At 47.7% G+C, this 12,243-nt stretch carries 9 protein-coding genes; 1 reads left to right on the plus strand and 8 read right to left on the minus strand.

Going from position 1 to position 12,243, the window contains the following annotated elements:
• Positions 1–153: 153 nt before the first annotated feature.
• Positions 154–1,014, plus strand: a complete 861-nt coding sequence (locus tag HRR27_RS07935) for an SDR family oxidoreductase (protein WP_173272557.1) — start codon at positions 154–156, stop codon at positions 1,012–1,014.
• Here the strand turns inward: HRR27_RS07935 and HRR27_RS07940 are convergent.
• The 8 genes from HRR27_RS07940 to HRR27_RS07975 all read right to left on the minus strand — a co-directional run bounded on the left by HRR27_RS07940 (position 1,011) and on the right by HRR27_RS07975 (position 11,934).
• Positions 1,011–1,601, minus strand: a complete 591-nt coding sequence (locus HRR27_RS07940) for an NTP transferase domain-containing protein (RefSeq protein ID WP_173272559.1) — start codon at positions 1,599–1,601, stop codon at positions 1,011–1,013. The two genes, HRR27_RS07935 and HRR27_RS07940, sit on opposite strands and share 4 nt — an antisense overlap.
• Positions 1,595–2,821, minus strand: coding sequence for a molybdopterin molybdotransferase MoeA (locus tag HRR27_RS07945; RefSeq protein WP_243830900.1), 1,227 nt, complete (start codon positions 2,819–2,821; stop codon positions 1,595–1,597). The genes HRR27_RS07940 and HRR27_RS07945 overlap by 7 nt, the downstream gene beginning before the upstream one ends.
• Complete coding sequence (locus HRR27_RS07950) at positions 2,821–3,846, minus strand: glycosyl transferase family protein (RefSeq protein ID WP_173272563.1); 1,026 nt, start codon at positions 3,844–3,846, stop codon at positions 2,821–2,823. The genes HRR27_RS07945 and HRR27_RS07950 overlap by 1 nt, the downstream gene beginning before the upstream one ends.
• Complete coding sequence (gene cysG, locus HRR27_RS07955) at positions 3,843–5,294, minus strand: siroheme synthase CysG (protein ID WP_173272565.1); 1,452 nt, start codon at positions 5,292–5,294, stop codon at positions 3,843–3,845. The genes HRR27_RS07950 and cysG overlap by 4 nt, the downstream gene beginning before the upstream one ends.
• A 23-nt stretch (positions 5,295–5,317) precedes the next feature.
• A complete protein-coding gene (locus tag HRR27_RS07960; protein WP_173272567.1) occupies positions 5,318–8,053 on the minus strand; it encodes a nitrate reductase in 2,736 nt (911 codons plus the stop codon).
• Between the two features lie 36 nt (positions 8,054–8,089).
• Positions 8,090–8,410, minus strand: coding sequence for a nitrite reductase small subunit NirD (gene nirD / locus HRR27_RS07965; protein WP_173272568.1), 321 nt, complete (start codon positions 8,408–8,410; stop codon positions 8,090–8,092).
• A 250-nt stretch (positions 8,411–8,660) separates the two neighbouring features.
• Positions 8,661–10,379, minus strand: coding sequence for a bifunctional protein-serine/threonine kinase/phosphatase (locus HRR27_RS07970; protein ID WP_173272570.1), 1,719 nt, complete (start codon positions 10,377–10,379; stop codon positions 8,661–8,663).
• Between the two features lie 97 nt (positions 10,380–10,476).
• Positions 10,477–11,934 (minus strand): MFS transporter, encoded by a 1,458-nt coding sequence (locus tag HRR27_RS07975; RefSeq protein ID WP_173272572.1) that lies wholly within the window; start codon positions 11,932–11,934, stop codon positions 10,477–10,479.
• Between the last annotated feature and the right edge of the window lie 309 nt (positions 11,935–12,243).

The raw sequence follows: 12,243 nt of genomic DNA on the forward strand, positions 1-12,243 counted from the left end.
CCCTTTATCAGGTCTGAACATAACGGCAAACAGCCTTGCTCTGTCAAAACTTTTCTATGCTGAAAGTCGTTTGGATTACTTTGCACCTTATTAACCATAACGAATATTCAGTACCGATAAAATCGCAAACATAAAAGCATTAAAGGTTATGCCATGCCGAGCAAACTTCTGCCCCCCAGTACCATTCTTATTACCGGCTGCTCCACCGGTATTGGCTATTATTGCCTGCAACAACTTCACCAAGCGGGCTACCAGGTGATCGCCTCGGCGCGTCAAGCACAAGATGTCGAACGCCTTCAACAGCAAGGGTATCAAGCCGTACAGATTGACCTGGCGGACACGAATTCCATTCAAAATGGCTTAGAGCAGGCGCTGAAAATGAGTGGCGGCAGCATTGATGCACTGTTTAATAACGGGGCTTTTGGATTGCCTGGTGCAGTAGAAGATTTAAGTCGTGATGCAATGCGTTATCAATTTGAAACGAATGTTTTTGGCACCCAAGAACTCACCAATCGCATCCTACCGATTATGCGGCAACAAGGACATGGCAAAATCATCTATAACAGTTCGATTTTAGGCTTTGCGGCTATGCCATATCGTGGTGCTTACAACGCCTCAAAATTTGCGATTGAAGGTTTTGCCGATACCTTGCGACTTGAGGTTGCTAAAGACAATATTCAAGTGAGCCTGATTGAACCGGGGCCGATTCTTTCCGATTTTCGTAAAAATGCTTTTGCACAGTTTCAACGCTGGATTACCCCTGCCACCTCAGCGCATCACGCCCAATATCACGCGATGTTAGAACGCCTCGAAACCGTTGGGCCTGCGGCTCCTTTTACGCTCGGGCCGCAAGCGGTCTATAAAGATTTGTTGCACGCCTTACAAAGCAAACAAGCCAAAATTCGTTATCGTGTGACGGTGCCCACCAAAGTATTTGCGACCTTAAAACGCATACTACCAACCCGCCTACTCGATAAACTGCTGGTGAAAGCCGGTGGTGACGGCAAGCGTTAAAACTGGTTGCAGTTCAATAACTGCGCATCACACGTTAGCGTAAACGTGACGCATTCGCGTGTTTGCAACCAACCTTTAATTGAGCGCTGGCCGCTATCAAGATAGGATTTTAACGAACTTATCTGCATCGTAGCCAAGCCCAAATGTGCAAAGTGCAACTTATCCAAAGTCTGTAAAACGCGTATCGTCGACGGATTGTTAGATAGACTGTGCCGCCAATCTCCAAGCGCAATTTGCAGATATTGCGGCACAGCACCAATCGAATCCACTGGCCAAGTCACCCAATAATCGACCTTATTTGTTAGCCCATATTCCAAGGCACTTTCAATCCCTGCTAAAGGGCCTTGATAATCACCTTGCCCGCCTCTTCGGTCACAAATTACCGGATACCCTAGCGCCTGATAACGGCTTAGATTTCGATTGGCACTAATGACGATATGCGCCTGTAAACCAAGTGCTTTTAATTGTTGCTCAATCTGTGCCACAACCAACGCCACAAAAGGCTGTTGCTGATGACAGCACCAGCCTTTGTCTTGGCCGCCCATACGACGTCCCTCCCCTCCGGAAAGCACGATTATCCCTAACATTCGGTGCCTGCAAAAAATCGCACACGATCCCCTTTTGCGAGGGATTGATGCGCAGCAACCCGAATAAACCCCTGCGCTTTTTGCAACACACTAAGCTGACTCGCTGAAGCCTGCATTGGCCAAACCTCAGAGCCAACACGCCGTACAAGAATCCAGCGCAACTTATCCGCAATCTGCAGCGGTTCGGCTAAGCGCAACTCTTCACCCTGTGCAAACTCAGTAGCCAAAGCCTGCCCTGCCATCACCTGCAATAATGGCTTTGCAAATAACTGAAAACTAAAATAGGTCGCCAAAGGATTACCTGGTAATGCCAGCAATTGCGCACGTCCAAGCTGTGCGCTCATCAAAGGTTTTGCCGGTTTCATATTAATCTTAAAACGGTGAAAATGACCTTCTGCCTGCAAAATTTTCGGTAACCAATCTTTATCGCCAACCGAACTGCCGCCCACCGTGAAAATACAATCCACGGTTTGACCTAAACTTTGCAGCCGTTGAGCAATCACCGCGTACTCATCAGGTAAGGTTTCCATCGCCACCAATTCAATCGACAAACCACTGAGCAAACCCTGTAATAAAAACCGATTGGCGTTATAAACGCCTCCTTGCGTTAAAGGCTCACCAGGGTCTGTCAACTCATCACCCAACGTCAGCACAGCCACCTTTGGCTTAACAAATACCGACACTTGCGAACAGCCAACTGAAGCCAATAAAGCTCGTTCTTTCGTCGCTAGAAGCGTCCCCTTAGCAAGCAGTTTTTCACCTTGCCGCACATCCGAACCAACCGCCTTTATGTGTCGACCCTGCGACCACAACTTATGCGGAAGATTCGGATTAAGCAACCAATCACCATCAGGCGTGGTTTGCAAGACGGCATACTCAAGCGGCACGATTGCATCACAACCTTGGGGAATTACGGCACCGGTCATAATACGCTGTGCTTGGCCCGCTTGTAACACACAATCAGACGGCACTTTGTCCGCAAAAGCACTGGCCAAAATACGAAAACGGGCTGAGCGATCTTGACTATTAATCGCAAACCCATCCATCGCACTTTGTGGCCAAGTCGGCCAATTGATTGGCGCGAACACATCTTGCGCCAGTACACGACCTTGCGCCTGCCAAAGAGGGAGGGATTCCGTCGGCATAAGCACCGAACGCGCTTGTTGCAACACCGCTGCATAAGCCTGTTCAAACTCAACAATCATCGGATTTACCTGCATTAACACTGTCCACTCCTTTGCTGCCAAAATTGACTGGCCGTTTGATATGCGTGCTCAAAAAAGTTTGCTTGCTCTAGCAGCGTTACCGGGTTTTCACTGTCCGCCAAAGCGATGCACATTAAACCCACTGCCGCAGTACAAATCACACTCTGGGTCCCATAAAGATCGTTTTTTTGGCCTTGCCAAAGCTGCACTAAATCCTCGTGCTGCCAAGATTCCGGACGCACTTGTCGTTCGATGACTGCCGGAATTTTCAGCTCCATCGGCTCGGCTTGATTAGGTAATGAAAAGAACAGCTTTATTAAGGCATCCGGCCGAATCTCGGCTTCGCCACCTTCGCCCTTAAACACCAAGTTACAGCGGCTGTGATTGACCTGTGCCGCAGCATGATGCAACTGCTCCACGCCCTTATGATAAATACCTTGCACTGCAGCAGGCGCTCGCATTGGATTAAGCAGTTTAACCAAGGTATTAAACACCGTGCGCACCCCCAACTCTTCTTTTAAATGGAGTAGGTCTCGCACCATTGGCAATACGGAACCAATCGCAAGGTAATTGACTTGGCCGGACTGCCAATCAAGGCCAACTGACTCGGTGTTTAAAGAAGCAATACCCAGCGATTCAAGCCACTGTTCAGCATAAGCACGTTGCGCAAACTGCCCACTGTCGCCATGCAATAAAACCCGATAACCATTTTCCGCCAACAGCTTTAGGGCCAGTAAAAAATACGGTGGATAGCGCCATTTTCCAGAGTAACTCACCCAATTTACGTCGACCGAATAGCCGCTAAAATCCGCAACCTCAGCCAGCTGAGCCTGTACTGCCTGCATAAAACCGAGCAACTCCGTTTGGCTTTCCCCATTGGCACGCATTAGCAGTAAAAATGCCCCAAGCTGTTTATCACTGACCTGCCCCTGCAGCAACATTTGCATCGCCTGCTGGGCTTCTGCAACCTCTAAACAGCGGCGGCTACGTGGTCCCTTGCCGAGAATACGCAAAAATTGACTAAAGGGATGATCACTCATACCGCTACCTGCAACACCTCAAACGCGGCTTGCGGCTTTTTTAAAAGCGCAGCAGCCTGCAGCTGGTGCAATTTGGCGCGCACTTTTAAAACCTCGCCAATCACCAATAAGGCTGGCGGCTGAATTTTATTGTGCGCAATGGTGTCGCTCAATTGGTCCAAAGTGACTACAGTAATTTTCTGGTTAGCGCGAGTTCCGTTTTCAATAATCGCTGCCGGAATCGTTTTACTGACACCGTGACGAATCAGCTCGCTCTGGATTTCAGCGGCATTTTTAATCCCCATGTAAAACACCATCGTATCCCCAGACTGCGCCAAACGTGCATAGTCGATTTTTTGCGCACCGGCTTGTTGATGCCCCGTCACCAAGGCAACCGAATGCGAATAATCGCGATGCGTTAGCGGGAAGTCACAGCTAGCAGCACAACCGGCTGCGGCGGTAATTCCCGGGACAACTTGAAACGGCACGCCCTCTTCTGCCAAAAGCTCCGCTTCTTCTGCACCGCGTCCAAAAATATACGGATCACCGCCTTTTAAACGCGCCACTTTTTTCCCTTCTTGCGCCAACTGCAACAGCAATTCGGAAATCTTCGCTTGCGGCATACGGTGCCAACGCTCGCGCTTGCCAACGTAAATTCGCTCAGCTTCACGGCGCGCCATATCCAAAATTTCTGGTGAAACTAAACGGTCATACACCACCACATCGGCTTGTTGTAATAACCGTAACGCTTTGAAGGTCATCAATTCAGGGTCACCTGGACCTGCGCCAATCAAATAAACTTCACCTTGTGGGCTAAATTCGGTCTGAGCGTCAGTGTGTAATTTTTGTTCCAGCATCTGTCTAGCTTCTTGCTGCTTGCCATGCAATACGCGATCTAAAAATGACTCGTTAAGCAGACCTTCCCAAAACTGTTTGCGTCCGTCCGGATGGCTAATTTTGTCTTTCACTGCTTGGCGATATTCACCGACTAATTCCGTCACCTTAGAAAAACCGTGCGGAATCAAGGTCTCTAAGCGTGATTTCATTAAACGCGCCAATACCGGCGAACGTCCACCTGTAGATACCGCGATGGTCATAGGCCCGCGCTCAACAATTCCGGGTAAAATAAAGTCACAATATTGGGTTTGATCGGCAACATTCACAGGAATATGCCGCGCCTTACAATACTGATAGACCGCGACATTCACCGGCTGAACATCAGTCGCCGAAATCACGAGCTGAGGACGTTCTAAAGTCGCCATTAACGCCTCTGAAAACTCGCCCCACTGCCAAATGACCTTGCCTTGCTCTAAGTGAAAACGCATCTCGGCTTTGAGCTCCGGCGCAATCACCGTCACACGCGCGCCGGCTTTGATAAATAAATCGGCTTTACGTGCTGCGACAGTACCTCCTCCGACAATCACGCAAGGTTGGTCATTGATTTTGCTAAAAATCGGTAAATAATCCATCTTATCTCTCCTTCCTCTACGCCTTACGCCGAGGTTAATTCTTTTATTTTGGCTTGCTGCTGCGCAATAATTTCTGTCAGTTCTGGCACACAACTACCACAATTGGTTCCGGCTTTTAACGCTTGGCCAATTTGCTCAGCACTGCTCAGTTGTTGGCTGACAATGGCTTCGATAATGGTGTTTAAGCCCACACCAAAACAGCTGCAAACTGTCGGCCCAGTCTCTTTGGCACCACTATTGCGGCCCGCCAATAAAAAACGACGCTGCTGCGCAGCAAGCGGCTCGGCAAACAGAGACCCTAGCCAATTGCGGTCTAAGGTGTGTGATTCCAGCGCAATAAAGGCGACCGCTTGCAACTGCCCATCCACCAGCTGCGCCATGCGTAATTGCTGCTGGTTTGCATCCAGATAACTCAGCCATTCACTTGACGGGTTTTGTGCGCCAAATAAAGTCGGTAAATGTGCTTGTAATTCGTGCAAACTCAGCGCCTCTTTCCCCTGCTCCATGGCAATTTCATAACGTGAGAAATCTTTACCGCTCACCTTATTCCAATAGGCAATACCCTCTAGTTTTAGCGCCTGACGAGAAAAAATCACCCCTTGCCATGCACTCTTAAACGGCTGAACATTCACGACAGCATGCTTAAATTCCGGCTGCCCAGAAAGCCCGTCAACCACGGCTGGAATCAAGGCATCGACATTACCCGCACTGGCAAACTGGCGATTCCAGTGCATCGGTACAAACAGTTCGCCACGTCGTTGCTTGGCACTGACTTGCGCACGAGCAATTAAGCGATAATCACCGGTTTTCCCTTGCAAACACAGCAGTTGTCCATCCACAACCCCTTTTTCAGCGGCGTCATGCGGATGAATTTCCACTTGCATTTCATCCCGATGAGCCATCAATTTTGCCGTTTTCCCTGTGCGAGTCATGCTATGCCACTGATCGCGGTAGCGTCCGGTATTGAGCACAAAAGGAAATTGCGCATCGGTTTTATAGCGAGGTGCTTGTGGGGTTATTGCTATACAACGCGCTTTACCAGAGGGCGTAAAAAACTTTCCATCCGAAAACAAGCGCTTGGTGCCGAGCGGATTCTCTACATTTACCGGCCACTGCATTGGGGTTAACTGTTGATATTGCTCATCACTCAATCGCGCCAATCCAGAAATATCAAAATCACGCGTGCCATTGTTTTGATAACCCGATAGCGCCGCGTGCTCGCGGAAAATCTGCGCCACATTTTGATAATCAAACGCGTCAACAAACCCCATACGTTTAGCAACTTCACACAGCATCCACCAATCGGCACGAGCGTTTTCGGGCCCGGCCATAAACGCACGCTGACGAGAAATAGTGCGTTCCGAGTTGGTCACCGTGCCATCAATTTCGCCCCAAGTTAAAGCCGGTAATAACACATCCGCCACCTCGGTGGTGTCGGTATGCTGCATACAGTCTGAGACCACAACCATTTCGCACCGCTGCAAAGCTTGACGCACAAAATTTGCATTGGGCATCGACACAACCGGATTGGTGTTCATAATCCAAATCGCTTTGATTTTGCCGGTAGCCACCGCATTAAACATATCCACCGCTTTCAAGCCATTGCTCTGCGCCATATTGGCTGCTTTCCAAAAACGAGCCACGCGATGAATATCTTCAGAATTGCTAAAATCCATATGGGCCGCAAGCTGATTGGCCAAACCACCCACTTCACGCCCCCCCATTGCATTGGGCTGTCCGGTAATCGAAAATGGCCCCATGCCCACCTGCCCTATTCGGCCTGTGGCCAAATGCACATTGATAATTGCATTCGATTTATCCACACCGCTGGACGATTGGTTGACCCCTTGCGAATACAGGGTGACCATTTTTTGATGCTCGCGTACCCAGCGATAAAAAGTCTGTAACTGAGTCACTTCCAACCCGCACTCTTTAGCAACACGATGAATATCGCCTTGCAAAATTTGCGCATGGCTAAAGGCCTCTTTAAAACCTTCGGTATGATTATTAATAAACGCTTCGTCTAAGGCTTCGTTCTGCCCTAGACTGGCCAATAATCCGTTAAACAAGTTAGCGTCCGAACCGGGTGCAATCGCCAAATGCAAATCAGCAATATCACAGGTCGCGGTTTGACGGGGATCAACCACCACGATTTTCATACTCGGGCGCTGTTTTTTCGCCGCCGCAATTCGTTGATAAATAATCGGGTGCGCCCATGCGGTATTGGAACCAACAATCACCACCAAATCCGCCAACTCCAAATCTTCATAACTGCATGGCACGGCATCAACCCCAAAGGCACGCTTATAACCGACCACAGCAGACGCCATACATAGGCGCGAATTGGTATCAATATTGGCACTGCCAATAAAGCCTTTCATCAGCTTATTGGCGACATAATAGTCTTCCGTTAGAAACTGCCCAGAAACATAAAACGCCACGGCATCAGGGCCATGTTCAGCAATCACTTGTGTAAATTTTTCGGCGACCGTATTAAGTGCGCTCGACCAACTCACCGTCTTGCCCTTGAATTGCGGCGCGAGCATTCGGCCGTCAAAGCTGAGGGTTTCTCCCGCTGCCGAGCCTTTTACGCACAACTTGCCAAAATTCGCTGGATGCGTTTTATCACCCAGCACTTTTACTTTAATGTCTGCAAGCTTTTGCGCCTTGGCATCGACTTTAACTTCGATACCACAGCCAACGCCACAATACGGACAGGTGGTGTTAATCGAATCGCTGGAAGGGATTTGCTTGTTCATATCAGATAACCTTTTGCCGTGTGATTTAGCGCCAAACTAAACCGCCACCCACACCTGTTCTGCTTCTATTTTGCTGGCGTAGACCGGCAAGTGATAACCGGGCTTGTCAAGACACTCGCCGCTTATCAAGCTATAACGCTCTTTATGCAGTGGCGAGGCCACATACAATTGCCCTTGCGCATCGCCGGTCATACCGCGTGACATCACATTCGATTCACGAATTGGATCCAGATTACCCACGGCATACACCTGTTTTGCGATGTAAAACAACGCTACTTGCTGATTATTAATTAGGGCCGCAACCCCTGCGTCTGCGACTAAATCACTTAGCGCGCATACTTTTACAAACTCGGCCATTTTGTTCTCCTGCCTATTTCATTGGCTCAGAAACGAAAAAAGGCCCACTCCGCGATACCACGAAGTGAGCCTCTCTGCTCTGACAATTTCTATCTTATGTAATTATAACACTATGCATGCCAACAACACTATTTAACTATTAAATTCAGTAACTTAAGCCATATTAACTACCTAGAAAACCCGTACACCCTTGAAATGACTGCACCAAAAAAGATAAAACACTGCCTTGTTTTGGAATTAAAAATCAGTTCTACACCAACAAAAACCACTGCAACACCAATAAAAACAACAAGAACGCACTCACCCCTTGCCAAAAAGCGGTTGGATTGCGCTCCAATAATGGCTTGAAATCACGTTTCTTTAAAAACACATCGTCTGGCTTAAACAAGTTCGCGGTAAATTCGGAGAGCAGGGCAAAGCGCTGTAATGGATTGGGTGCACAGCCTTTCTTCAACACGAGATCAAGCCATTCCGGTAAATCAGCACGACACTGCCGAGCGGATAAATATTGCAAGTCCTGATAACGCCGTAAGCTAAACGGATTGATGCGTTTTTCTTTATATGGCAAAGCACCAGTAAGCATCTGATAAGTAATGACCACCAAAGAAAACATATCTGAACGATTTGAACCCGGCTCACCAAGCAAATACTCCGGAGCAGTGTAATTTAGTGTACCTTCCGGGTGCTGGCGCTGAAGTACCGTCGCGGTTTCCGCCAGACTGGCAACATGCACCGCACCGAAGTCGATAATTTTCACCCGCCCACTGCAATCAATCATAATATTATCCGGCTTTAAATCCTGATGAATTATGTCTAAACGGTGCAAGGCACGAAGCGCCGAAGCCATCTGCTTGACCAGCTCTCGCACACTGTCCAAACTGGGCTGAGGATTGTCATGCATCCATTGACTTAACGTTTTGCCTTGAATAAATTCCGATGTGAAATACAAAAACGTCTTAGGTCGGGTGCGTTGGTAAGTTTTCATCAAACCCGGATGTTTAAGCTTCTGCCCTAACCACTCTTCACGCACAAAGCCATCCAAATACCATGGGTCGTCAGAGTAATTCGCCGACGGCGTTTTGAGAACCAAAGACTGGCCCGTTTCGACATCTTCCGCCAAATAAATTTGACTACGCGGCGTTACGCTAATCTCTTGCACAATCTTGTAGCCGTCTATTTTCATCCCCGGCTCAAGTTCTGGCGGCAGAGGCAAAGCCAGCAGTTTTTGAAACAACTCCTCCTCAGTTTGCGATGGCAATTTAAGTACTGTAATAACCTGTGCAGTCAAATTATCGGCCGACTGCTGACTTAACGCCAAAGCAACTAGTTTCTTTGCTCGATCGGTTTCACTCAGAGATGACTGCAAAATGGCCGTCATTTGGTCTTCACTAACAAACTCATGCACCCCGTCGGAGGTCATCAAAAACACATCCCCTGGCTCGATGATTTCCGTGCGAAAATCAATCTGTAAACTGGTATCCACCCCCAGAGCACGACTTAAATAACTCCGCTGTTTACTCATCCATGCGGTATGGTCTTTGGTCAACTGTTGCAATTCACCTTGACGTAAACGATAAATGCGCGCATCACCAACATGAAATAAATACGCTGTATTTGACTTAAACACGATGGCATCAAACGTCGTCACCCAACCTTTTAAATCAACCGCTTCACTTGAGCCTTGTTTATACAACCAACTGTTAATCGCAGTAATCACTTGCTGACAGGCATTTTTGGTGCTCCACGTTTCTGGTGTGGAGTAAAAATCCTCCAAAAACGACTGTACCGCTGTATGACTGGCTTGGCGCGCCGCTTCACTAATGGAGACGCCATCGGCTAACACCGCTGCCGCGCCCTTGTTTTCCAACACCTGCCCTTCGGGTAAAACATAATTGACCGCATCCTGATTTTCAGGCTTTAAACCCGCAGTGGTTTCAAAACCTATCGCAAGCTGCAAAGGATTTGCCATGATGGAAATACCCCCCTATAAAACGAAACAACCAGCCAAATACAATCTGGCTGGTTGAGAATGTGAATGACTTCAACAAGCGTTGTGCAAACTTTACCTATTTAACATCAATCATCTGCACGGTACCATCCGGCATGACTTCTGCCATACTGCCTTGCGGTTCTTCCAAGAATACGATAATTAACACAAAGACCATCAAAGCAACCACGCCGATAATCATAAAGAACTGGTCGTAATCAAACATTGAGTTGGCGGTTAAAAACAACACCGCACCGACATTACCAAACGCACCAGCCATACCGGCAATTTGCCCTGTTAAACGGCGTTGCACTAAAGGCACCATGGCATAAACCGCACCCGAACCGGCTTTAGAGAAAATTCCTGCCACAATAGTCACTGCCACAACAAGCCAAACTGACCACTCTTTTTCAACAAAACCAAGCAATAAGAAGCTGGCACTGATTCCGGCAAAAATGACGACTAACGTACTTTTACGCCCAAAGATGTCCGATAACCAACCGCCACCAGGACGCGCCACCAAATTGATGAATGGATAGATGCCGGCCAGTAGCGCGGCCGTCACTTTTGGCAATTCAAACCAAGATACATAGAACATCGCCAACATCGACACAACAGCCAACTCAGTACCAAACGTAACCAAATAAGCCCAGTTAAGAATCGCCACTTGCTTAAATTTATAGCGATGCATTTGCGGCACGGGCTTGGTAAAAACATGCTGATTCACTTGCCAGATTTTCCATGTTTGTAACACAAACACCAGCACCAGAGAAGCGTACACGACAGTCGTCGATAAACCATTCAACAACCCCATATTTTCCGGTGATAACTTCCAAGTCAATACCGCCAGAGCGAAATATAAAGGGATATTCATCAGCATATAGAGCAATAAATCCCCTTTCGAAGTGACCTCCAAGGCCCCAGTTTTCTTTGGTTTAAAGTAGGTCGCACCCTTGGGCGTATTTTCCACGCTAAAGAAATAAATCACACCGTACACAATGGCCGCAATACTGGCAATCGTCAAAGCATAACGCCACCCGTCTGCATCACCCAACGCCACGGCGATAAACGGCAAGGTCATGGCCGCACCAGCGGAACCGAAATTTCCCCAACCGCCATAAATACCCTGCGCCAAGCCAGTTTGTTTTGCAGGAAACCATTCAGAAATCATACGAATCCCAACCACAAAACCCGCACCGATAAAGCCGGAAAGAAAACGCAATAACGCCAACTGATCGTAAGTTTGCGCCCACGCAAAAGCGATACTGACCAAACCACCAGCGATTAAAATCGCACTGTACAAAATTTTAGGCCCGTATTTATCCACCAGCATTCCGACCACAACACGTGCAGGAATCGTCAGCGCAACATTAAGAATCAACAGTACTTTCGCCTGCTGAGTGCTTAGCCCCAACGCCTCTTGAATAAACGGCATCATCGGCCCTAAGCCCAGCCAGACGACAAACGACATAAAAAACGCAAACCACGTTAAATGCAGAATACGTACATTGCCCGAAAACGAGAATAAGTTAAACATTGTCCATTGCTCTTTATTTTATAAACCTAAAAATAAAAAAAGCCCACCCTGCCAATTAAGACAGAGTGAGCTTCATTGCTCAAATAGTATTTTTATAAAACAAAACACATACTATACCAACAACTATTAAACCTCTTTAAAAACATATAGTTTTGCAAAAAAATGGATTCTCGCTCCCATGCACCCAAGTAATAAAATCCTAAATTGCACTTTTTTGCACGAAAATTTCACCAAAATAAGGCATGAGATAGCGATTTATTCTGCGTCTCTCTAAGCTCCTGGCTCTATTAAGTCGCTTTTTTAAAAAAA

The sequence above is a fragment of the Thiosulfatimonas sediminis genome, assembly GCF_011398355.1.
Classification (GTDB): Bacteria; Pseudomonadota; Gammaproteobacteria; order Thiomicrospirales; family Thiomicrospiraceae; genus Thiomicrorhabdus; species Thiomicrorhabdus sediminis_A.